Raw genomic sequence first — 24,848 nt, 5'->3', positions numbered from 1 at the left:
TTATGGGACTAAAACTACATTTAGATTGGTTTGATAAAAAAACAGAATTATGTAAAGGGGAGGAGTACTCTGTAGATCTACAAACTGATGGTTCAGTTATTGAACAACTAGGCTTACCATTAGAAGATAACATTAATAATGGTGGGTTTGATATTGAGGATCATTGGATACCGATATTACAAAAATATTTCTCTCATCATATAGATATATCGAAATATGATTATCAGATATCTTTCGATTATCGAGATGAATGGTAACTTTAGATTGAAATAGTCATTTTTTTCTAACCAATAATATAACCGTCTTTTATGGCGGTTATATTATTTTTTAATTCCAAACTCTTCGCCTTATTTAAGATTGCGGCTCAGAGCCTTACTGTTACCTAAATCATCGATTAAGATAAAATTGAGCGCTGCACTGGCGGGGGCGGGTAAGGATTTAGGCGCACCGATACCCGCACATATTGCGGATCAATTGCGTGGCAGACGGTTCAGTACTTTTGATACATTTAGAGAGGCATTTTGGGTCATGGTTGGGCATGATCCTGAGCTGTCTGAGCAGTTTATTATTAGTAATCGCGAGCGAATGAGGGCGAGTAAAGCCCCAAAAGCTAGGAAAATTGATTCTATGGACCTGCGCACATCCTTTGAAATTCATCACATTAAGTTTATTAAGGATGGGGGTGAGGTTTACAATATAGATAACTTACGAGTAGTAACACCAAGGCGGCATATAGAAATTCACTCAAAGAAGGGAGGCAAATAATGGAATTGAAAAACAGTATAACTGAATATACAGAAGATGAGTTTATTGACTTTATAAAATTGATTTTTGAGGAAAATATTGCTGATACAGATGATTATTTGGATGAGTTGTTAGAGCATTTTGAGCGTATTACTGAACATCCAGAAGGAACAGATATAATATACTATGCTCCTTCTGATTCTGAATGTACGCCAGAAAAAATACTTGAAACCATTAAAAAATGGCGGGCCGAAAACGGCAAGCCCGGTTTTAAAGCGTAGTTTAAATAGCTGAGCAATAATATAACCGTCTTTTATGGCGGTTATATTATCTTATTTAAATATACTGCCAACGTAAACTCAATCGATCCGACTTATTGATATACAGTCTAAAACCACGAAGATTTTTGGTTATATTGACTCCAGTACTCATGTTCGAAGAATTCTTCAAACCTAACTTCACGATCAGCTGTATAGATTTTTATATTTTTCCGAACTCTAAATAAATGTTTTCTTCTATAGATATAGCGGATTTCTGACGCAGTAACACATCGTCCTTCTATGCCGTCTTTTCTTACAATATGCAGTAAAGCTGAAAATGACGTATCCACAATAAGATGTACGGGCAAATCTCTTTCAAAAATTTGAAAAGAAATTCCTTGTTTACTCGTTCGCCCCCAAAGTTTGTTTGTAAACTCTTCAGGATTTTTATCTTTCCACTCAATTCTAGAAAAAATTCCAGCATTAAATGCATTAGCTTTAAAATCTAAACCACGTTGTCCATCGTTCAGATCTCTTTGAATCTCATCATCTGACCTCCATACGCCTGGGGAAGGAACAAGGCCGAATACTGCATTTGTTAATGAATTCTGTACAAGTATATTATCCTTACGATTCTCTCTACGATGAAAACCAATATTTGAGAGTGCCTCCAAGGCTGAGGAAGTGTCAACCGAAAGGCCATATATAATATGACCTAGCTTGAAGTTTTTCTTCAATTGAGAATATCTATTTTTAAAGCATTCCATTTTTATACTTCCAATGCATTCTATATCATCACCCTTTTATTGAAACTGAGTGGGAGACTATGTAAATAGAGGCAATTTATATTATATTCAATGTTCAATCAATTTAAAGAAATCAAAATCCATCATTATTATAATGTATGACAAATGTCATGCTGCGCCGAAATCTATTTGTGAAAGGGATTAGATTTGACGTCCAACCTATTATTGAACTAGAGTGATAAATATACAGTTTTGTCGCATTAACGAGGTGAGATCAGCTAGAGAAGCATTACCGTTTTTTTAGGCCGCCAACTAATTCATCATTACATAATACTTATCTTTTACAAGGCATTTAAAATGAGCACTGATCTACCTAAATCGAACAAAAACAATAATTTTATTACGCACAACCTTCATACTGTATGGATAGGTGGCCCTCTCCCTGATATCACAAAATCATATCTGAAGGTATGGCGTGATATCAATCCAGATTATACTCATATCACCTGGATAGACACTGATAATAAGTTTGTTGCATTATATAACAATGCGGTTAAAGAATTACGCGAATATACACTTAAGCAGTATCTTGTTGGTGATTCTAATGCCACAGCAAATGATTATTATGATCAGGCAGTCCAGATTGAACGTGGTGTAAGAGAAAATGTTTACTTGCCTCATGGCAATGATATTGAAAGAATTAAAACAATAAAAAAAATTGCCGGTTCTTTAGGCGATAATAAAGTCCAGGAATACCGTACAAAAATAGAGACTATTGAAAGTAGTTTTGTAGAAATGATTGATGGTCAACAAGGCCATTACCAGCATGTTTCAGCATTATTTGAACAATTTAGTGAAATGGATAATCTAAGAGCCACTGCGCTAAAACAAATATATGAAAGAGAAATTAATGATAGAGGTAATTTAGCCGCTGCCTCGGATATACTCAGGTTGGTTGCCTTACAAACTCAGGGGGGTGTCTATATTGATACAGATTTGCTTCCACACATCGACTGGGATCTTATTGAAAGTACAAAGCTTTTTTTAATGAATGACAATAACTCTGTTGAACGAGTTTATAGCAAAGAAATTTATCTTGAGATTGAAAAATACAAACAACTCACAGGATCAAAAACTAACAAAATACGCAGCGGTTTGACTAAAAGTCAAATAAATGAAATCCAAAGGCTGACTGAAGAAAATAATTTATTCAAACACCTCAATGAATTAGAAAAGAATTGTTTTTATAGTGATAATTCAGTGCGTGGCTGGACCAATGCGATGCTTGCCTGTAATGAAAACAATGGCTTTATGAACGCGTTAATGGACAGGATAATTCTAAACTATACAATCCTTGATGAGTTCATAATATCAAATATAGTGACAGATGGTGAGATGTTAAATTTCACAGAAAAAATGTCAGCCCAATTCGGACTGAATGCAGAGCATGAAGGGAGTTTCATCCCAAGCTTAGCAAATTATTATAAAGACTCAATTGTGCCTAATTCGCCACAGGCAACGGCGACTCTCTTTATGACAGGACCCACAGTACTAGACACGGTGATAAGAGTTGAGGAAGCTGTTAGACGAGGTATTGTCAAAAAGGAGGCGATTGCCAGTTTATACACAGTTGAGGAAACCTTTAGTTCATGGTCTATTAGTCAATTTTATGATAAAGCAGCATTCTATTTAGATAAAGTCAAGTTTGACATATCCTTAAATAGTGCTGAGGAGGGAATATTACGTGATAGTTGCTTCGATGTAATTCAACAAAGCAAAGAGCAAGCCACACATTTGCCGGATATAGCCATAAAGTTTCTTGAAAGCCTTAATAATTTCACATGGAAACAGCTTGAGTTGCTAATAAAAGCATCTGAATTTTCTGATCAATACAAAACGCTTGCAACACTGGCAGATAAGCAATTGGGTATTGAACTCTGGGAAAAACCGTCGAAAGAACACTTTTTGACATTATTAGATGAAGGTCATGTAGAGAGCAGTTTTGGTTACGAAAAACAACTTATTATACAATTACAAGGGGACGAGACCTGTTTCAAATCCGCACAAGCGTTTTTTGCTAAACACCCAAAACAGAGTGAATGGTTGCAATTAACTGATGGCAACATAAATGATGTTTTCACTTGGTCAACATCCGACAATCATTATCAATATACCGACAAACCATTAGCACTCGAAAAATCTGGTGCTGTACGTATTATTCTGGTTGGACATGGCGACAGCAAACAATTTGCCGGCATGAGTGCAGTACAAGTGGGTGCTACGCTTGGTAAAGTGTTTGATAAAATTAGCAAGCAAGGCGCTACAAAATTTAACAACATTAAACTGAATATGGCGGGCTGTTCGTTATTCGATACCTATTTACCGCTAGAGCAAACGTTCCCAGGGCAGCTCGCTATTTGGATGAATGAGAGAGCTGATTTCTGGGGTCTTAAGCCTGAGCAATTATCCGTAGTGGCTTACGAATATCCATTGCGTGCTGTCGAGAATGGTAAGAAAGAGATTTTCGTTAAGGGTGAATGGATTAATAAAGAAATCGCTGCCATCAATAATCAACTCAATAAAACAGTGTTGGGTTGGGATAATGAGAGCAATACGCTGGTGAAACGCAAGCTCAGCCTACCAGAAATCACCAGCGCAGCTCAAACTATCGATAGTGCTATGAAATCCTATGGTCAGTTGGGCACACTATCACAACAACAATTGCTCGAACTGCATGAACAAACCAGTCAGCAATTACGAGAAGCGCTCTATCAACAAAAACGTCCCACGGAACACAGTATAGAAATAGAACAAAAAGTCATACAGGCGTTAAAGCTGACCAATCTCAGCCAAGAGTGGAACACTGCCGCTCTAGAGCTACATGCCAGCAGTGGCTTGGATGAGCATTGGCATACCAGTTTTACTACCCGACCACTCGAACAAGGCCATGAGGTACTGTTTATCCATGAAAGTACGGGTGAGAAAAAATGGATAAACACTGAAAAAGAGATCTTTCATACCTTCGGTGAGCAGTATCAGACACTCACGACACAACTGAGTAACACACTCTCTTTTGACCCACATACTGGCGAGGCCACAGCGAAACCCAATGTGTTTGAGGGTGATGCAGTACATACACTTAATGCCGCATTTTTACTGCAAGCGTTAATGGGGCAACGCCCACAACAGCAAGGCTCTTCCGATGCGCTAAGCTGGCCAATGCAATTACAAAACTATGTGGGGCTAATACAACCGACCATTGGGCTGGCAGAAGATGCTGTTCACTTAGGGGGATTGGTCACCCAAGCCATCGCGGGTGTAGAGTTAAAGCCTCTGGCACAAACACTCTCAGCCTTACATGCTTCCCCCACTTTAGGGTCTGTGATGCCAGCATTGCCTGGGCTGCTACTGGATGCCGCCAATCTTACGGGTATTATTGCTCAATTGGCGACCACTGATAATCCTATTGAAATTGCTGTTGCCAGCACCAATTTGACCATGGCTACGTTAACGACGGGTGTCAATGTTGCAGCGTTAGTCACCAGTTTTATCCCCGCAGCAGCGGGTGCCAGTGCTGTTCTTGGCCTAGTTGCAGTTCCCTTAGCCGGTATCGCTGCGGGATTGCCCGCATTAGTTGAAGGGTTTAGTACTATTGCGCAGTCGTGCGAATCGACTTTTAAAGCATTCGATTTTGTGCAGAAAGGGATTGAAAATCCAACACAATTACAAAATTTGACGCCAAAAGAGACAAATAATCCCTTACTCAGCCTTGGCTCTGGGGCAGTGGTCTCTATTGTGGATTTTCAACAGAACAGCGTCACCTATGGCAACGTGACAATGATTGGCACCGATCCTAATTCTGGCTCTGGTCATACCCGTGTCGGTGGTTTTGATAGCTTTTTCTCTGGGCCAAACCTTGATACAAAAATGAAACTGGATATCTATTTGGGATTAGGATTGAGCAGGAAGCAACAGCCCGTCGAGTTGAGCCAAGCCCAATTATTTTATTTACCCTCAGGCATCAATAAACACTACAGCTTCGATTATGACTTTTATTCATTCCACCGTGGGGCAAAAGCGCCTGCCCTGCGAAAATTGAGTGAATACTATAAAAGAGAATTTCTCTGGCACTTTAATGCCTTTGTCTCCGACTATGCTGTGAGCCATTTGACCGCCACCTTATTTTCAACACAGGTGCAGGTGCTGTTAGATAATCATGATCGTACTCTGGTTATTCCCACCATAACCGAAGAAAGTTCACGTAATCATCTATCTTATTCTATTGCTGGGAATGGCGGAAAATACACACTCGTACTACCCAGTAAAGCATTAAGACTAGAGATAGCGGGCAGCACTGCTTCCGATGAGCATTGGACCATTGATATTGAATCTGTGCTCAAAAGCAGCACGATTGAGCACGATAATGTTATCTTGGGCGCTGTGCAACCGCAGGTATTGCGTGGTATGACCATTACGCGAACAGGGATAACTATCGGAGCACAAACTATTGCGTTCACCAGCAATCCGCCAAAGCAGGTATTACTCATCGCCAAATTGGATGAGTCTGGCGTAAGTTTAGGTGTCAATGTTAATTTAGAAAGTGGTAAGCAACAAAGTTTTCTTATCAGCTATCATGATAATGGGGATTCACTGAAAGCGACAACCTTAACCGGGTTAGCCCATTCATTACAGTTATCGGGTATTGTTCCACTGTCTATCAATGGTCAGCAGGGGCTCCTTGATAGTCAGGGTGATATGGCTGTTTGGCAAGAAGATCCGACCAAAAATACGTTTAGGTTAAGTCAAGGCACCTTATCCTGTGTTTTCACGCTGCCTAGCACTGTACAGATCCTGGCAAATGAGCAGCATATTTTACTGGCAGGCAGTATTAATCTCCCTCAAGGTATAATTAAATTTATTACTCAACCCTCTTATCAAGCTTCAGGTTTTAGCCATGAATTGCAACAACTGTATTGCGATGATAACGCTGCAGTTAATGCCCTCGAGCCATTGCTGGATATGACGTTTGAGACTAATAAGTTAATCAACTGGTTGAACAGCTATGCTCAGCATTTATATGCTGCCGCAGTAATGCAGCTTAGCAATAGCACTGTTTTGTCAATAAAAACGCATGCCAACAAACAATTCACCTTTGTTTATCACAGTGACACCACCACGACAGGCCATTTTATTCTCAACAGTGCCAACTGGTCAGCAAAAAACTGTATTTTTGAATACACACGCCAATTCGGCTCACCGGTGCTTATTGCTAATGCCAATAATATACCTGAACTTAATCTGAGTGCCGAAGATATTGACTGTCGCTGGTGTGATGTAAAAACTGAAATGATTATGAATATTAACCACCCTTCAGCATCAGTCACACTGCCGATACAAGCAAGTCGCTATTCAACCGTCTTTATACAGACATCTGAAAGTGGCTCATTGACCTTAACACTCAATGAGACTGATTTCTTTAAAGAGCGTTTTCAGCAGGTAGATGCTGACTTAGTGATCCAGTATGGCAAAAGCAGCATTATTAAAATCGCTAATGCAATCAATCCCAACCTACAATTACTGATGAATTTTACTAACAAGCAGGCTGTGACTGTTAATGACATTATTATTAGTGCAATCATTGACAGCGAAGCTATCATTAATACAATAAATCAGTACTTTAAGCTAGATGATGTCGTCAGCGCGTTAAAACGGGAGGATGGCGTCATTAGTTTTACCGGCCTATCTGGCCTATGCTATGAAATGCGTCCTTTCGAATTCCCCCAAAAAATGGCTTATGTTTTTGTTATTATCGGTTACCAAGGAAATACGTCTTTTGTTTTCCCCGAGAGACAGTTTTTTAATTATATTCCGGCCGTCATCAGAACTGTTAATAATCAATCTGTATTTAATAAAAAAACTGAGTTGCGATTAACACGTCGTTCACAGCATGGCCCTCTTTATTTAATGAATGATATGCTGAAATTCTCAGACCTTGATATTAATTATCTAATATACAGAAAATATCTTACCAAACTATCTGATAGTCAGAATCATGGTAATTATATTGTCCTCGGTGAGTATTCATTAGATCTCTCCGGGCTATATGCAACACCACAAATGACATTAGATTTAATCGCGGCTCTTGAAACCATGGATGCAACAGCGCTATCTCAGGTCATTTCTCATTGGTTAGTATCACTAGGACAAGGGGGCAATGAAAGTCACCATAATGCAGCAATTATTGGCAAGGATGTAGAGTATATACTCAATGATGCTATGATTTATTCTTCAGGACAAACGCCGATATTGTCATGGGATAGTTATGAGGTGCTGTCGCATAAAAGCGTAGTTTAAATAACTAGCCAATAATATAACCGTCTTTTATGGCGGTTATATTATCTTATTGATTCCAAACTCTTCGCCTTATTTCAGATTGCTGCTCAGAGCCTTACTGTTACCTAAATCATCGATTAAGACAAAATTGAGAGTGGGATTGCCAGCGGTTGGCGAGTGATTGAGTGGAAAGTCGAGTGTCGAAAAAGGAGCGACCATATCCGGCAATGCTTCTGCTGAGCCTAATGTCAGCGAGGCTAATGAGGCATAATAGGGTGTCGGGTTATTCACTTTAATCAGGGCGCTATCGCCGCTACGCACTAAAGTAAAGGTGAGCGCTTTACCCAGAGTCTCTCCCGGCGCGGGTATACTTTTCGGGCGGTAAAAAACTTTATATTGCATCCGCAAACCCAAAGTGACGAATGATTCATCCTCCACTTTAGTGGTCGATTTTGGCGGAATTTCGTAAACATTGAGCCAAAATGCAGACTCTCTATCCACCGGCAATTTACTGGCACCCGATAGGATTAACCGCAAACTGCGCTGTGCCTGTGGTTGCAGCCGAAATACGGGCGGCAACACTAAGACAGGCGAAATTGCTTTCTCCGGCGTCGCCATCAAATCGCCATCATCCACCCAGACCTGCACCGCGACCGGATATTTATTGCTGTTCACCAGTTGCAACGACTCCTCCGTGCTACCTTCGCTGAAGATAACCCGTGTTCTCTCCGCAATCACACTGGCTATCGCCGATGTGCTACTGGCCATCATAAGCAACAATAGCAAGGTGCTGATCCTGCTATTGACCCATCTTAAAAGCACATTATTGGACACGAATAACCACTTGCGCATGTGCATTCACTGCTCCCGCCGTCACAGTTTGCCCGCTGATCTTACTTAACTCAGCCCGAAAATTCTCCGTGTAGCTATTCCCCCCCGTCACACTGCCCGTCTGTTGTTGTGCGCCTTGGAAAATACCATACCAGCCACCACTATTCCCCGTTTGAGTGACATTTTTTGACAGCAAATAAATGGGATTATTATTACGGTAGATGCGAATACCCACACCGCTCGCCATACCGGGAGCGCCATAATTATCAGACACTAAATGGCTGATGCCTCCGCTGCCGTTCATTAACCCCAACGCCTGCGCTTTTGCGGCATTGGCGGCGGGCACCAAAAAGCCCATCGCCACTGTGCCCGCAGTGACACCTGAGGTCACGCCAGTCTGACACTGAAAATCGACATTAAAATCAGCGGAGCTGGTATGCCCGGTGTTCAGTTCTGCTACCGAAATCCGGGGTAATACCACGGTCGGGGTAAAATTAGTGACCGCACAAATGGTGGTTCGACGGAAAGTCACATAGTTGTACAACCCAATCGAGGCTGGCCAAGTGCCATACCAACCGGGCCAGTTGGAGAGTGAATCCGTACCTTCGACAGGGCCAGTGATGCCCGGTCCTTTAAAAGCGATATAGGCATTCGGTTGGGTGTAAGCATAAGTATAGGATGCCGCATTATTGGTGCTGGTACGGGCATAATCAACACGAAACAGTTCGGTATACAGATTACTGAAGTTTTTGGCTTTGACTAAAATACGGCCAGTGCTGTCGGTATCCAAATCAGTTAAGCGCCGCCCTTTCCATAGGCGAGAGTAATACTCACCAGTGGAGAGGTTGGTCAGTCTGATCACAACATTGCGTACATAGGTGGCAAAACCTGAGGGGACATTACCGGCAATGGCACCATCTTCATTCTTGCCACCAAAATCATTATCGCCGTTAGTGGCATACATCTCGAAGAGTTGATCAACATCCGCCGCCGCACAGCGAAACAGGACTCTATCGGGGTCATATCCGGTATTCAGGGCAAAGGTGGTAAAGTTAGAGGTGGCGGCGGCTAATAACGTGCCATCCGGTTGAAAGTTGGCATTGGTGCTGAGGTCAATAATACCCGGTAGGCCGAGTGACCCATTGTTGGTATCCGTTGAGCCAGCCCAAGCGCCTGCCGTACCATCACCCGCAGTCAACTGGCTTTGTGCCGTAATTTTGGTACAGGCGGACCACGCCGAGGTGCTGCAAAATCCTATCAGCAATAGCATCCCGGACAGCAGACGCGGACGACGATAACAGGCAGCGATTGATGGCCGCGAAACGTCGTAAGAGATTAATGGTTCTGTTGGTCTTAACATTATTTTTCTCACATCGTTAACGGCGGCAACTGCCTGTTAAATGGATAATATCTTGCTCAGTCTCTTGAGTATCAAAAGCATAAGGTAATTCGCACTGGTCACTGCTGTTTTCACCCCAGCGAACATAAAGCGAACCTTTTTTGTCTTTGACTCGTGCATAGATCTGATTCCCCTGACCCACCATGCCGACCAGTTCGTCTTTGCTGTTATAGACATCAGCACCGAGCGGCAAGCCCTCATCCCCGCTGGTTTGAGTTTGAATCAGCACCGCATAACCGGTTAGCGTTTCAAATTTCACTTTCACGGCAGCCCCAGCATAAGGGACGACCCGGCCCTGATTCTCTTTCAGCTCAGTATTGCGGTTAATGCCTTTAGTATCCAAACCAATGGTATTGTAATTATACGGTGTTAACGAAGGCACCAAGGCAAAGCCATTACTGTCAATTCTCGCCCCTTGCGCATTACGCACTGCTGCGCCCTGAGCACCATCCGCCTCAATTAAACCAAAGGTTTCACCCAAATACGGACCCAGTGTCAGACCTTGGCTATGAATAACTGCCGCGCCGCGAGCGCCTGCCCCATATTGGGTGTAATTATTGCCGCGAGAATAGTTCCCATTAACGGTCGCATTAGGGAATTGCTGCTGCATATTCACCCCCCAAGTATTGGAGCTGCCACCGAAATTACTATCGTCATAACCCGCATTGACGGAGTAGTTAAAGTTATTCCGTTCACCCAAAGTGCCTGATAACGCCGACTGATAACTATTACCACTTTTCGGATTACGGCTGGCTGACATGGATAAATATTGATTCTTGCTGCCAATATTCAGCGGAATAGAGACGGTTAATGTCGCGATATTCTCGGTATTGCCGTAGCGCGTGGCGGTGGTGGTTGGATTAGTCTCGTCGGTATCCCAATTATAGAGTGTTGAGGTATAAACCGTGCGCTGGCGACTAATTGCCACATTATAACTGATATCTCGGTAGTTATTTGAGTAGCCCAACTGTAACTGTGTATCGCGCTGCGTATCGTTATAATAATCATTGGTTGAGGCCGAGGCATACAATTGACCAAAATTACCTAAATTCTGATTAACCGTGGTGGTAAATTGGCTGCGCTGTTGATAAGTTGATGAATCCCAACTCCCGCCACTCTTTTCCATTGAACGCACGCCGAAAACATCATTTAAATCGCGATAGCCTTTGGTGGAATAGCGATATCCCGCCAATGAAAATGTGGTTCCCGTCTCACTGAAGGTCTGGCTATAGGTCGCTTGCATCCGCCAGCCATCTTGGGTTTTATTATCTTCAACTTTGGCATGGGAATAAGTGGTGTTCAGGCCAAAAGCGCCGACCGAGGTGCCAATAACACCGCCGACGAGGAGTGCCGTATAATCTTGCGCTAACCGCACACCACTATTCGCCGTTAACTGATTGGTAATACCGCGCTCATAGGTAAAGTCGGTGAAATAATTATCAATATCGGTGAAATCACGTGATTCCCCAATAACGGCATTATAACGACTCACCCCAGGGCGCATTGAATCTGGCACGGCGCTAAAGGGCACGGTAAATGTTGAGCGGCTACCGTTTGCTTCTATAACCTCAACATTGAGATCGCCTTGGCTGGTGGTGCTGTAGAGATCATTAATAACAAAGGGGCCGGGGGCGACGTTGGTTTCATATATTTCCTGCCCATTCTGGCGAATAACCACGCGGGCATTGGTGCTGGCAACACCACGAACTTCGGGTGCAAAGCCGCGCATTGACTCTGGCCACATACGTTGGTCAGTCGCCATTTTCGCGCCACGAAATGACATGGTGCCGAATAAGGTGCTGTCGGTGAAGGTTTCGCCCAGCGTTAATTGACTATCCAATTGTGGGATAGGGCGCTGCAAATAGGTACGGATATTATTCCATTGCGTATCGCTGGTATTGGTATTACTGGCATAGCGCACGTTTGATTGTTGACGTAATTGCCACAACCCTAAGTTCAAGCCGCCCTTTAGGCCAATAAAGCCGTAATCAGAGGTATTACTCTGTTGGCCACTGGTTTCGCTACGATAAAAGTTGGTGCTGTAGTTAATAAAGGCGAGTTTCTCTCCCTCTTCCCACTCCGTCCGCTCGATATAGCCCCGAGGGCGCTTTTTTAATACGGCTTGTGGAATAGAGAGTTCCAGACGCAGTTTAGCCTGATCAAAGTGGAACGAAGCCCCTTTGACCCGTGTCGCCAGCGGCACACATTGCTCTGCTGGGGAGTGAGTTGCGGTCTCTGAAGGTAATGATTCTGTTTCGGCAGCCGTAGGTTCTTTCGCCACAGAGCCATCTTGACGGGTTAATTCAATGCCAGCGGCGGTTAAGAACTCATCGCTCAGACAGGGGTAAACCTCTGAAGAGTCAGCATCTTTAACAAATTTAATGGTGGTGCGTTTGTACTGTTTGTTATTGATTAAGACATCGACAGCATCGTAATTCCCTTCTGTAACCGAATTCTCTTTATTCAGTTGATTCAACCCAGAGGCAAAGTTAGTGCCTAAAAAGAGCGATTCATCAAACTCCAAGTTTTTTGAATCGTCCTGAGCTAAAACAGTATCGACATGTAGGATTAAAGTGATACAGAGTGCTAACGTTTTTTTACGACCAGAAAATTTATTTTTCAGCGTGGCGTGTGCAAAACCCATAAATATTCCTTTACCGGAAATTGGTTATTAAGTCCGGTAACTACCGGAATCTTGCCCGCCGAAGTCATTCACTAGCCGAAAATTAATCACTGGATTAGAAGGTGCTGATGAATTTGGAATAACCCATTCAACCTGAGACATCGGTGGGATCATCTCTGATTTCATTTTAAGATTTTTACCACTGCCAACCACTTCACCGCTGGCAATGGTGGCAAAGAAACCGGTTGGGTTTTTCCCGGTAACAACCACATTGCTGCCTTGTTGACGGACACTGAACGTCAGTGCGCTGGGAACTTGGTCAACTCGACCTGCAATACCTTCTGGACGATAAAATACTTTAATACGGTTACGCAGCAGGACTAACATTTTATTGTTTTTCTCTGCTTTATTGACGGGGGGCACCTGCAAAAAATTCAAATAAAATATGGATTCTTTATTTGTCGGTAGGCCACTGCCGGTATATTTCAGTCGTAATGTTTGGCCAGCGTTGGCTTCCATACGAAAGAAGGGAGGCGTGACGAGAAACGGCGCTTTGCCCGTGTCAGGGGTGGATTTAGCATCCCCACTGTCTAACCAAACCTGAACAGCATTAGGAAAGTTGTCATTATTGGTTAATTGTACCGTGTGCTCTTTTTCACCTGCCGAATAGATAATACGGCTGCCGCCCATGACGACACTGGCGTTGGCAAAAGATATACCCATAAACATGAATAGAGTGGCGAACAGATAACGATAGCTGTGGCTGTGTGTATTAAACATGATGGGTATATCCTCTGTAGAAATTTATCGGGTGGGATCTCCCACCCGATAGTACAGATATTACAGGTAAGAAACCGCATATTGTACAGATGCCACTACAGTACCTGGTGCTGTTTGCCCAGTAGCAAAGTACTGAACGGCAAAATCATGCTCTGCTGAAGTTTTGCCTGCTTCCAATACAATACCATCTTGCGCCAAACCACTATTTAAATCGATACCGGTTGTTGTTGTCGCATCTTTCAATAATTGAAGCTCAACATTGGCTGCGGTGCCGGTATTTTTTAAGTTACCAGAAGCAGAGACTTGGTTACCAACGAAAACAGTTTTGATATCAACATCAGCGGCATCGGCAGTACAACCAGAAACACCCAGAGTGAAGGTTGTTTTACCTGCTGTTTTACCTGAAGCATCCAGATCCGTGCTTGATACTGTCGGCAATAAAACCATTGGGTTAGCTTCAAGGCCATTTACGGTAACAGAACATGTTTGCCCTGTGACTTCACCTTGGAAAGTAATTGTATTATTGCTAGCTGCCATTGAAGCAGTAGTAGATGCCGCGAATAATGCCATAGCCAAAGTAATCTTATTCATTTGAAACTCCAATATGATAATTTAAAATAGGTAAGACTCTCATGAGTATCTAATTACCGCTGAGAACTTAACTTAATAAAGATGAAGTGGTTAATGACTATATGGCGAAGGGTATTCGATTATATTCGTCAGCGTTCCACTGGGGTTTTCATTTAAAGGAATTCGGTATTTATTATTTCCGCTGCATCCCTTACTTGATGACGACAATAATATAGAAGGCAGTACTCATTGCACATGAGATAAGAGAACCAATTTATGTGGGAAAATTCCTACCTAAATCCATTTAGGGGTAAAAAAAGATTAACATATTGTATTTAAAGTATTTTTTTAGTAATGAAAAAAGCGATGAATGAGATCTTTCTTGTTGTTATGTTGAAAATGCTGCGTTTATCGCTGTTTGCGACACATAAAAGCAGGGTATTTCGGTATTAATCTACCTGCTCTTATATAGAGTTAAGTAAAGGCTTTGTATAGAAAATTCAGGAGAGGGATTTAGCGTAGGAATATTATTATGTTATTAATATTGAGTGATTTTGTTAATCGTGATTCTGATAGGGTGTTATTTGCGCCACCGATTAAGGTGGCGCATGTCTAACTTAGTTACGATAGAGCACTTTAATAATGTGATAACCGAACTGAGTTTTTACCGGGCCATAAGGTTGCAGCAGTTCGCAGCTGAATACCGCTTTATCGAATGCTGGGACCATATCCCCTTTATTGAATTCACCCAGATCGCCGCCATTACGTTTCGACGGGCAGTTGGAGAATTTCTTCGCCAACTCTTGGAAATCTGCACCGTTATTCAACTGTGCCAGAATATCGTTTGCCTGCTTTTCATCATCTACCAGAATGTGCAGCGCAGAAGCTTTGTTTGCCATAGTCACAATCACCACAATGTTATTTGAACGAAGATTATCTTCAATAGGGTCTAGAAGCGCGCCAGTGTAGCCTATTTTTCTGGCGATGGGGCCACCGTGGCGCGTGTTTTACAATTCAAAAGCACAGGTGATTTTTTGTCAGCGGCCGCTTTCTGCTACAATCCTGTTCCCCTGATAACCCACAGAGCGACTCTGCGCCCATGCGATTAAATCCCAGCCAACAACAAGCCGTCGAATTTGTCACCGGACCCTGCCTGGTGCTGGCCGGAGCGGGATCAGGTAAAACCCGCGTGATCACCAACAAGATCGCCCATTTGATCCGCCAGTGCGGTTATCAGCCAAAACACATTGCGGCGGTGACCTTTACCAATAAAGCCGCGCGTGAGATGAAAGAGCGCGTGGCTCAGACGCTGGGGCGCAAGGAGTCGCGGGGTTTGATGATTGCCACCTTCCATACCTTGGGGCTGGAAATCATCAAAAAAGAGTATGCGGCATTGGGAATGAAATCGAACTTCTCACTGTTTGATGCGCAGGACCAACTGGGGTTATTGAAAGATCTGACCCACAAGTGGTTGGAGGACGATAAGACATTACTGCAACAACTGATCTCGGCGATCTCCAACTGGAAGAATGATCTGCTTGATCCCGCCGCCGCTGCCGCACAGGCTCGATCCGAACGCGATAAGTTGTTCGTACATTGTTATGGCTTATATGACGCCCATTTGAAAGCCTGTAATGTGCTGGACTTCGATGACCTCATCTCCCTGCCGACGTTACTGCTGCAAAATAATCTGGAAGTGCGAGAGCGTTGGCAAAATCGCCTGCGTTACTTGTTGGTTGATGAATACCAAGATACTAACACTAGCCAATATCATATGGTGAAATTGCTGGTGGGGAGTCGGGCGCGCTTTACCGTGGTGGGTGATGATGACCAATCGATCTATTCATGGCGTGGTGCGCGGCCACAGAATTTGGTGCTGCTGAATGAAGATTTCCCACAGTTGCAGGTGATTAAGCTGGAGCAGAATTACCGCTCCTCGGGCCGGATTCTGAAAGCCGCGAATATCCTGATCGCCAACAATCCCCATGTTTTTGAAAAAAAGCTTTTTTCTGAGCTGGAGTATGGTGATGAGTTAAAAGTCATCACGGCTAATAATGAAGATCATGAGGCCGAACGCGTCGTCGGTGAGCTGATCGCCCATCACTTTGTCAAAAAGACGCAGTACAGTGACTATGCCATTTTGTATCGCGGCAACCACCAGTCGCGGCTGTTTGAAAAGCTGCTGATGCAAAACCGCATCCCTTATCGTATCTCCGGTGGCGATTCGTTTTTCTCGCGGCCCGAGATCAAAGACTTACTGGCCTATTTGCGCGTCTTGACCAATCAGGATGATGACAGCGCATTTATGCGCATCGTGAATACACCAAAGCGCGAGATCGGGTCGACGACCATTCAGAAGCTGGGGGAGTGGGCTAACGTGCGCAATAAAAGCCTGTTTCGTGCCAGCTTCGATCTGGGATTGGGCGAGCATCTCAAAGGCCGGGGGCTGGAGTCATTGCAGCGGTTTACCCACTGGATGGAGGCCATTATTCGGCTGGTCGAGCGGGAGCCGGTGGCGGCGGTGCGGGATCTGATCCACGGTATCGACTACGAGAGCTGGCTGTTCGAAACCTCGCCTAGCCCAAAAGCGGCTGAAATGCGGATGAAGAACGTCAATCTGCTCTTCAGTTGGATGACGGAAATGTTGGAGGGGTCTGAGCTGAATGAGCCGATGTCGCTGACGCAGGTGGTGACACGCTTTACCCTGCGCGACATGATGGAGCGGGGGGAGAGTGATGGCGAGCTGGATCAAGTGCAATTAATGACACTGCACGCCTCCAAAGGGTTGGAGTTCCCTTATGTGTTCTTAGTCGGCATGGAGGAGGGGTTGCTGCCGCACCAAAGTAGCATCGACGAAGATAATGTCGATGAAGAGCGGCGGTTGGCGTATGTGGGGATCACCCGCGCCCAGCGGGAGCTGTTCTTTACCCTGTGCAAAGAGCGGCGGCAGTATGGTGAGCTGATTCGCCCGGAACCGAGCCGTTTCCTGATGGAGTTACCACAGGATGATTTGAAATGGGACAATGAGCGCCAAGTGGTTAGCCCTCAAGAGCGGATGCAAAAAGGCCAGAGTCATCTGGCCAATATTCGTGCTCAGTTAGCGAACGCCAAAAAGCAGTAATGGGCGGTGCGCTGCCCAGTGAGTTTGTTGACAAAGCGGCTGATAGCTCAGTGAGTGAAGGGTTTACCGCACCTAGGAGCACTCCGGTGGCGCACGCCACTGGTATTTGAAACTAAGAGTGGCCCCAACGGCGCGATTCCCCTTAATTTGACTTTGTCATCAGTCTGAAGGACCTCCAGAGGATCCTTTGAGTTCAACGAATACATCATTATTTCATCGAAAGCAGCTTTTCATAATTTGGATCAATATGTTGGACTTTTCCACTACTCCCGTCTGGATAGGTTGCCATAATATCTCCTGATGGCGGGTTAGGACTTTCAAGAACAACCAGCTTATTCAGATGGACTACCGGCTCGATGACTATCTTTTGAGTATCATAAAGCCTGTAACGCCGACTCCATTTTTCGTATTTTGTATCACCACCAAAAAATTTCAACGACGTTTTTTTGAGCACATGATTTATAAAAATTCTCGGGAAAAAATCCGTTTTTAAGTCAAGATCGCCGCTGGCCTCTTTCGCCCTTCCGGTACCGTAGCCATCGCTGAACCCATAATCACCAAAATCAAAAATATAATTGGTTTCGATAACCTCTTTTCCCTGCACCAAAGGATTGTCATCGGCAATCTTAAAGCTGACTTTGAGGGAGTTAAGCTGCCATTTGCAAGAGCCGCCTCCGTCAACAGCGATACGGGTTTGCCAGATATTGCTGCTTCCCTGTTGGCTGTATGGCTTCTCAAAATTGTTATAGCCCAGAATATCATGAGGCTCATTGCTCGAATTATAGCGGACTGTTTTGCACCGTTCTGAACGATACAACACCTCCATTGGCAAAAGCGTGGTTCCCTCCGGTACCCGGAAAGCCACATTCACCCATTTCGCATCGGGTGGCGGATCCAACGCGCGATCGGTGTGGTCACCACACCCGTAAAGCAGCGCGATAAGGGGCACAAGTACAGTCGTTTTAGTTAGAAAGTTCAATTTCTTCCTCCGTGACCGCTGCAAAACGGATCAAAGCATTCTTCCCTGTCTCCTCTGCCTGCGTTCGTTGCAGTGCGACTGGCAGCATATTCTGTAGCGCCAGAAACTCCCGGTTGCGCTGAACCTCATCAGGATTATCCTGCTGGCCGCCGCCGTCTTTCTGATTATGGATATAGGGCAGGTAGCGGCTTGCCATCAAATGGCTTTATAGAGTCATTTCATCGAAAGCAGTTTTTCATAATCCGGATAGATGCGTGGGATTTCTTCACTGCTACCATCAGGATAGGTTCCTGTAATCTTCCCTGGTGGAGGATTGGGACCTTCAAGAATCACCACCTTATTTATATGTACGACAGGCTCTATGACTATTTTTTGAGTTTCACTAAGCTTGTAACGCCGACTCCATTTCTTATAATTAGTATTACCACCGAATAATTTCACTGTCGTTTTATTAAACAAGTGGCTTATATATACCTCTGGGAAAAAATCCGTTTTTAAATCAAGATCGCCGCTGGCCTCTTTCGCCCTTCCGGTACCGTAGCCATCGCTGAACCCGTAATCATCAAAATCAAAAATATAATTAGTTTCAATAACTTCTTTTCCCTGAAGCAAAGGATGGTCATCGGCAATCTTAAAGCTGACTTTGAGGGAATTAAGCTGCCACTGGCAGGGACCACCGCCGTCAATAGCAATACGCTGCTGCCAGATATTACTGTTACCCTGCTGACTAAAAGCCTGCTTAAAACCGTTATACCCGCGAACCTCATAGGCTTCGTTACTCGAGTTATAGCTCTTGCTCTTACAGATATCAGAACGGTACAGCACCTGCATTGGCAGCAGTGTGGTGCCGTTGGGAACCTTAAATTCCACCGTCACCCGATGTGCATTCTCCGGTGGAGACAGTGTCTGATCCGTACGGTCACCGCACGCGGAAAGCAGCACAATGACGGGGAGAAGCAGTACAACAACCTTATTTAGACAGTTCAACTTCTTCCTCCGTGACCGCTGCAAAGCGGAGCAGCGTATTTTTCCCGGTCTCTTTTGCCTCCGTTCGTTGCAGCACCACCGGCAGCATATTCTGCAGCGCGATGGGCCCGCAGTTCTGCTGAACCTCGTTAAGAGTGAATTTTAATCCTATTGATGTTCGAGGTATGGTTTCTTCACCAACGAAATTTCATGCAAAAAAAGGATCTCAAGAAGATCCTTTGAGTTCAACGAATACATCATTATTTCATCGAAAGCAGCTTTTCATAATCAGGCTTGATTTTGCTTTCATGTTCAACACTCCCATCAGGGTAGGTTGTAGCCATACTATCAGATTGAGATTTAGGGCTTTCAAGTGTGACAACCTTGCCGAGATGTAATATCGGCTCTATGGCTATCTTTTTGGTATCATGTAACCTGTAACGCCTGCTCCATTTCTCATCATCAGTATCCCCGCCAAAAAACTTCAGAGAAGTTTTATTGAAAAGGTGATTGATGAATACCATCGGGAAAAAGTTTGTTTTTAAATCAAGGTCACCACTGGTTTCCTTCGCTTTTCCAGTTCCATAGCCATCGCTGAACCCGTAATCATCAAAATCAAAAATATAATTGGTCTCGATGAGATTTTTCCCTTGCACCAGAGGGTTATCATCCGCCAGCGTAAAGCTGACTTTGATAGAATTGAGATGCCATTTGCAAGAGCCGCCTCCGTCAACAGCAATACGGGTTTGCCAGATATTACTGTTACCCTGCTGACTAAAAGCCTGCTTAAAACCGTTATACCCGCGAACCTCATAGGCTTCGTTACTCGAGTTATAGCTCTTGCTCTTACAGATATCAGAACGGTACAGCACCTGCATGGGCAGCAGTGTGGTGCCGTTGGGAACCTTAAATTCCACCGTCACCCGATGTGCATTCTCCGGTGGAGACAGTGTCTGATCCGTACGGTCACCGCACGCGGAAAGCAGCACAATGACGGGGAGAAGCAGTACAACAACCTTATTTAGACAGTTCAACTTCTTCCTCCGTGATTTCAGCAAAGCGTATAAGGGCGTTCTTACTGATTTCCTCTGCCATTGTCTGATTTAGAGTGACAGAGAGCATATTCTGCAGCGAAATGAACTCTCTGTTCCGCTGGATTTCGTCCTTATTGCCCCTACCAGAGGTTGCTGACAGCTCGATTTCCCGTTGGACCCCCCCCCGCATCTCTTTTCTTCTCATGGGACGGGCTGGGTCTGCCAGTTCCAGCAACTGATTGTGAATATAGGGCAGATAGCGATGCGCCATTGAATGACTGAAAGGATTGGAGAAAATACTATCCAAAGAGGGGTTGGTATTCCTCGGGAAGGTTTTTTCCAAGCTAGTCGTATCCAGACACTGAATAAACTTCGCCTGATGTTCTCCGGTGGCTTGCAGGCATTCATTGTTGAGCGATGGCACCAAAAAAAGCTTCACCGCCACCGTGCTGCGGGAGTAAATCACACCGGGGGCCGGATTATCATGACCGCCACCGCCTATCCACGGCACGTTCTGAGGCCGCGCCTTCATGACACACTGCTGTGCCTGAAAAAATATCACCGTGTTACCGTGATGCCAGTAGGGGTCTTTTTTATCTTGCACTCCTACGGACTGCCAGACGGTCTGCGCAGCGGAAACGCCAAGCCCCGAAAGTGTTGTGATTGACCAGTCAAACCCCAGTTTGTCGCCCAGCGGCCCCCACTTCTGGTAGAACGTATTGTCGAGGTCAGCATCCGGGGGAACCTGAGTTACCGTGTCGTTATCATTGACGTGGCGATAGTGGGTGACGGTATTCAGGCACTGTACTGCGGTGCGAGTGAAAGTGCGTGGCATACCATAAGTGTAAAGTACTGGGTGACTGCTTTTCATCTCAGCAGCATAGGTCAGCGCGAGCGCTCCACCGAGGCTGTGGCCGCAGATAAAGAGTTTTTTCTTGCCTTTAGCTTCGGCTAAAGATGCTTCAATTACATCAAATTTATCAGTAAATCTTTGTTTTGCCAGATTATAGGCTCCCCAAAAACCACCATGAATATTGCCTGTTTCGACAAGTTGCGGAGGAGCCTTTTTAGGTGCAAAGGAGACATCAGTCAGGATATTGAGCATACTGTCGGTGCCACACCACGCCACGATAATGTGTTGGGCACATTCCACGCTGAACAGGCGGGTATCGCCTTCCGGTGGTTCACTTTCCTGAGTATTCATGTATACCGAATCGCGGTAGCGCTCACGAAAAGGCACATCCACTGCCAGCGTGTGAAAGTAAGACGGATATTCGGCAAACTGCGGGATAGCGGACAGATCCTGGCACTTTTTCTGGAAGAAATAGGCAACGGTTTGATCTTCTTTTTCATTTGCATAGGCCAGATCCGCCATAATGCCGAGGTTAAGCCCGTTGGCAAGGTCGTATTCTTTGGTGTCATGCAGCGCCAGCACCCACGCCCGGAAGGGGCAGATTTCGATGACGTGCCGCTTATCTAGCGCCTCTCGCGTAACCTCCGTGCCTTTCAGTGAACGACCGGGAGGAAAGTGAAACTCAGGTGGCTCCGGTTCATCCCAGCCCTCCATTTGCGGAAGGCGGTCGCACAGCTCGCCGATAGTCACATAGTGATGGATGTGGCCAGCCGCTTCGGCTTTTTCCTGCACCTCTGAGCGCCAACTTTTGTCGCGCGTTTCCCGCCGGAAGGCGTTTTTACTCACTGGCTGGCTGTTCGGATTACGTTTGATACCCAACGGACGGGTTTCCATCTCGTCGGCCAGTCGCTGGCCGTCGGTTTTCACACTGACCGCCACCCAGTACAGATCGTCGAACCGAACCAATCCCTGACTGTCGGTGACACCAGCAGGGGGATTGAGAGGCGGGGTGGGATTGAAGTCGTAGCCGGTTCGCCTCATCACGGCCACCTCCTGCGCAGAGGCAAGCGGGTGATACTCCAGCAGGATATTCAGCCCGGTGACGGGTGTGTTGTTCTCATCGACAAACTGCAATTCCAGCCAGTATTTACGCTGCTCTCTACGACAGTAAACCACCTTTCCTTTGGGGTTTATGCTGGTTATACAGGTGTTGTCACCAATGGTTTCCATGCTAACTCCTTGCATTTGATAAGATTATCCTCCGTAAAACACTTGATAAAACCGCCACTGAGACTCTCAACGTAATTTGCAGCCCAAGAAAAGAGTGGGGCTGAAATTTTACAACATAATGATGGGGTTAGATGTGTCCGTTCACCCTAAGTTCACCGCGAAACCGGTGGAGGGGCATAATTTGTTTATGATCGTTATGTTCACTCACGCATCATACATGAATCACAACTTAACCCAAATTTCCCTTGTTTCAGGATGCTCATGCCGGTACAGCGCTTGAATCCGGCAGACCTGAGAGCCGCGTAACCTGTTGTATCGAAGCGGGGGGCTGGAGTCATTGCAGTGGTTAGCCCCCAAGAGCGGATGCAAAAAGGCCAGAGTCATCTGGCCAATATTCGTGCTCAGTTAGCGAACGCCAAAAAGCAGTAATGGGCGGTGTGCTGCCCAGTGTTGCTGATTAAGGGGCGACCGGTTTGCCATCCACTGTGACGTTTTTCACGTCGCTGAAGTGCCACGGCGTCTCACCGCGCAGCTCCGTGAAGGTCACATGGTTAAATTCACTGTCGCGTAAGTCGCTGATAGCTGTTGGGGCGACCTGTTTTAGCTGCACATTATTGACGTGGACTAAGCGGTGCCAGGCTTGATTCGCCGTATCTCCTTTGATCTCAATGGAGGCACTTTTGCCCGTGGTGCTATCCACTGTCACATTTTTTAGTGTGAAATCATAGAATTGAGCAGGGACCTTGGCGGGGGGGTAATCAATGTTGGCATTGCTGTCGGCATAATCCAGTGTCATCACCATCACTTGTTTCGCCAGATCACGCATCGCATTATTGCGGAATGTGACATTGCGCGCCCCGCCGCCAATGGTGCTGGTGCTCTTGGCGCGCAGGCCGATGTCCGTCAGGTACATCACATTATTCTCAGCCAGAATATCTTCAATCCAAGCGCCGGTATGGCTGCCCGTGACAATGGCCCCGTGCCCCATCCGGAAGTAGTTATTGAACAGCCATGCCCCTTTCATCGGCTCTTGTTGCTGCGCTTTCTCCCCAGTGCCGGCGGCAAAGTTGATGCAATCATCACCGGTGTCAAAAAAGTTATTAAACACCATCACATTCTGGCTATTGCCGAACTCAATGCCATCGCCGTTATTGGCGTCATAGGTTTGATGGATTAAACCGTTCGCCACCACATTGTGGTTTTCCAGATTCATAATGCCGTGGAAAGCGGGGTTACGGACGGTGAAACCGGCCAGATAGACATTTTCTACCCCGCGCAGTGTCATCAGGCTCGAGCGCCGTTGACCATAGGCATTTTTCAGATCCATACCGGCAGAAACGGCCTTCTCAACCTGATTCTTCGCCAGAATGCCATCTTCATGCACTTTACTGTTTTTGCTGGCCACATATTGCGGCAGTGGGCGGCCTAACTCATCGGTTATTTCAGCGGTTTTGGCTCGTTGCCAGCCATTGCCATCAATGATCCCCGAACCCGTGATGCGAATATTGCGGAATGTGCCGGGCTTGCTGTTATTGGGGTCGATGGCATTGATCAGTGACGCTGGGCGCTCAATCGTGGAGTAGGGATAGAGGCGGTAACCTGCGGGATAATCATCAGGATTTTCTGAACCGAGCAGTGTCGCCCCCGCTTGTAGATGGAGGGTCATATCACTTTTCAGCCACAATGCGCCACTTTTGTAAGTGCCGGAGGGGATCTCGACCCGACAACCCGGCTTGCAGCTATCAATGGCTTGCTGGATAGCTTGGGTGTTCAATGTCTTGCCATCAGCGATGGCACCAAAGTCACGCACATTCACAATCTGTGGCTTAACACTGGTTTTGGCATTAATCGGATGACTGGCCGCAGATAACGAGCCATCGGCGTATTGGGCTTTGACCGTAAATTGATAGCGGGTATTGGGTTTCAGGCCATCAACGGTGAAGTTCTGTAGCACAATTTTATGCTGGAAATCTTCTTTATCGTTAGCATAGAAGTTGTCGATATAGGGCTTGGCAGGTGAGAATTTATCATTGTTATCACTGGCTTTACCCAGCAATTTACCCGCAGAATAAATGTGATAATCGACAATTTTCCGAGTATCTTCCGGGGCTTTCCACACCAGAACAATCGTGCTCTCGTCATAAGCGAGAGTAGGGACTTGTAGCTGCTGAGGGGCGTCGTGGTGACTTGATTTAGCCGCCATGGCTAGCGGTGCGCTGACCATCAGACTGGTCATCATCACCAGCATACCGGTTTGAAACTGTAATCGCATTGTGATCCCTTATTATAATTAGAAACGATGTTTTATAAAAATACACACAATGTTTCTTTTTAAAACTGAAGGTGATCACAATCTGATGGTTTTATGGGGAGGTGACT

The 24,848-nt window shown here is 45.3% G+C and carries 18 protein-coding genes; 5 read left to right on the top strand and 13 right to left on the bottom strand.

Annotated features, from left to right (window positions below):
• Positions 1–2: 2 nt before the first annotated feature.
• The 3 genes from HRD69_RS04450 (at position 3) to HRD69_RS04440 (ending at position 1,025) form a co-directional block, all read left to right on the top strand.
• On the top strand, positions 3–257 hold the full coding sequence (locus HRD69_RS04450; protein ID WP_004876984.1) for a colicin E3-like toxin immunity protein: 255 nt from the start codon (positions 3–5) through the stop codon (positions 255–257).
• A 148-nt stretch (positions 258–405) separates the two neighbouring features.
• Complete coding sequence (locus HRD69_RS04445) at positions 406–765, top strand: HNH endonuclease signature motif containing protein (RefSeq protein WP_172984600.1); 360 nt, start codon at positions 406–408, stop codon at positions 763–765.
• Positions 765–1,025, top strand: coding sequence for a bacteriocin immunity protein (locus HRD69_RS04440; protein ID WP_004876986.1), 261 nt, complete (start codon positions 765–767; stop codon positions 1,023–1,025). The genes HRD69_RS04445 and HRD69_RS04440 overlap by 1 nt, the downstream gene beginning before the upstream one ends.
• A 107-nt stretch (positions 1,026–1,132) precedes the next feature.
• On the opposite strand, the gene HRD69_RS04435 is transcribed toward HRD69_RS04440, so the two are convergent.
• The gene (locus tag HRD69_RS04435; protein WP_032815314.1) at positions 1,133–1,771 is read right to left on the bottom strand and encodes a hypothetical protein; all 639 of its coding nucleotides are present in this window, start codon (positions 1,769–1,771) and stop codon (positions 1,133–1,135) included.
• 336 nt (positions 1,772–2,107) lie between these two features.
• On the opposite strand from HRD69_RS04435, the gene HRD69_RS04430 reads away from it, so the two are divergent.
• Positions 2,108–8,104 (top strand): TcdA/TcdB pore-forming domain-containing protein, encoded by a 5,997-nt coding sequence (locus HRD69_RS04430; protein ID WP_004876989.1) that lies wholly within the window; start codon positions 2,108–2,110, stop codon positions 8,102–8,104.
• 69 nt (positions 8,105–8,173) lie between these two features.
• Here HRD69_RS04430 and HRD69_RS04425 read toward each other — a convergent pair whose 3' ends face one another.
• The 6 genes from HRD69_RS04425 to ppiC all read right to left on the bottom strand — a co-directional run bounded on the left by HRD69_RS04425 (position 8,174) and on the right by ppiC (position 15,185).
• Complete coding sequence (locus tag HRD69_RS04425) at positions 8,174–8,941, bottom strand: fimbrial biogenesis chaperone (protein ID WP_032815315.1); 768 nt, start codon at positions 8,939–8,941, stop codon at positions 8,174–8,176.
• Positions 8,907–10,184: a fimbrial usher protein StbD gene (gene stbD, locus HRD69_RS04420; protein ID WP_004876992.1), complete on the bottom strand. Its 1,278-nt coding sequence runs from the start codon at positions 10,182–10,184 to the stop codon at positions 8,907–8,909. Before stbD ends, HRD69_RS04425 begins: the two co-directional genes overlap by 35 nt.
• A gap of 106 nt (positions 10,185–10,290) precedes the next feature.
• The gene (locus tag HRD69_RS04415) at positions 10,291–12,957 is read right to left on the bottom strand and encodes a fimbria/pilus outer membrane usher protein (RefSeq protein WP_004876995.1); all 2,667 of its coding nucleotides are present in this window, start codon (positions 12,955–12,957) and stop codon (positions 10,291–10,293) included.
• 27 nt (positions 12,958–12,984) lie between these two features.
• Positions 12,985–13,716: a fimbrial biogenesis chaperone gene (locus HRD69_RS04410; RefSeq protein ID WP_004876997.1), complete on the bottom strand. Its 732-nt coding sequence runs from the start codon at positions 13,714–13,716 to the stop codon at positions 12,985–12,987.
• A 60-nt stretch (positions 13,717–13,776) separates the two neighbouring features.
• Entirely contained in the window at positions 13,777–14,307 is a 531-nt protein-coding gene (locus tag HRD69_RS04405) for a fimbrial protein (RefSeq protein WP_004876999.1), read from the bottom strand.
• A gap of 596 nt (positions 14,308–14,903) precedes the next feature.
• On the bottom strand, positions 14,904–15,185 hold the full coding sequence (gene ppiC / locus HRD69_RS04400) for a peptidylprolyl isomerase PpiC (RefSeq protein ID WP_005275718.1): 282 nt from the start codon (positions 15,183–15,185) through the stop codon (positions 14,904–14,906).
• Positions 15,186–15,385: 200 nt separating this feature from the next.
• On the opposite strand from ppiC, the gene rep reads away from it, so the two are divergent.
• Positions 15,386–17,407 (top strand): DNA helicase Rep, encoded by a 2,022-nt coding sequence (rep, locus tag HRD69_RS04395; protein WP_004877004.1) that lies wholly within the window; start codon positions 15,386–15,388, stop codon positions 17,405–17,407.
• Positions 17,408–17,615: 208 nt separating this feature from the next.
• Here the strand turns inward: rep and HRD69_RS20565 are convergent, their stop codons facing one another.
• The 6 genes from HRD69_RS20565 to HRD69_RS04365 all read right to left on the bottom strand — a co-directional run bounded on the left by HRD69_RS20565 (position 17,616) and on the right by HRD69_RS04365 (position 24,741).
• Complete coding sequence (locus HRD69_RS20565; RefSeq protein ID WP_244263002.1) at positions 17,616–18,386, bottom strand: hypothetical protein; 771 nt, start codon at positions 18,384–18,386, stop codon at positions 17,616–17,618.
• Positions 18,370–18,582 carry a hypothetical protein gene (locus HRD69_RS04385; protein ID WP_004877008.1) on the bottom strand — a complete coding sequence of 71 codons (213 nt, stop codon included), beginning with the start codon at positions 18,580–18,582 and terminating at the stop codon, positions 18,370–18,372. Before HRD69_RS04385 ends, HRD69_RS20565 begins: the two co-directional genes overlap by 17 nt.
• A gap of 17 nt (positions 18,583–18,599) precedes the next feature.
• Positions 18,600–19,373 carry a hypothetical protein gene (locus HRD69_RS04380; protein WP_172984599.1) on the bottom strand — a complete coding sequence of 258 codons (774 nt, stop codon included), beginning with the start codon at positions 19,371–19,373 and terminating at the stop codon, positions 18,600–18,602.
• A gap of 239 nt (positions 19,374–19,612) precedes the next feature.
• Complete coding sequence (locus HRD69_RS20560; protein WP_244953507.1) at positions 19,613–20,386, bottom strand: hypothetical protein; 774 nt, start codon at positions 20,384–20,386, stop codon at positions 19,613–19,615.
• Positions 20,370–22,469 carry a lipase family protein gene (locus HRD69_RS04370; RefSeq protein WP_172984598.1) on the bottom strand — a complete coding sequence of 700 codons (2,100 nt, stop codon included), beginning with the start codon at positions 22,467–22,469 and terminating at the stop codon, positions 20,370–20,372. Before HRD69_RS04370 ends, HRD69_RS20560 begins: the two co-directional genes overlap by 17 nt.
• Positions 22,470–22,926: 457 nt before the next feature.
• The gene (locus tag HRD69_RS04365; protein WP_004877071.1) at positions 22,927–24,741 is read right to left on the bottom strand and encodes a glycosyl hydrolase family 28 protein; all 1,815 of its coding nucleotides are present in this window, start codon (positions 24,739–24,741) and stop codon (positions 22,927–22,929) included.
• Between the last annotated feature and the right edge of the window lie 107 nt (positions 24,742–24,848).

This window comes from Yersinia mollaretii ATCC 43969 (assembly GCF_013282725.1).
In the GTDB taxonomy this organism is placed as follows: domain Bacteria; phylum Pseudomonadota; class Gammaproteobacteria; order Enterobacterales; family Enterobacteriaceae; genus Yersinia; species Yersinia mollaretii.
The sequence above is the reverse complement of the archived record's forward strand: the minus strand, read 5'-3'. Positions and strand labels throughout refer to the sequence as shown.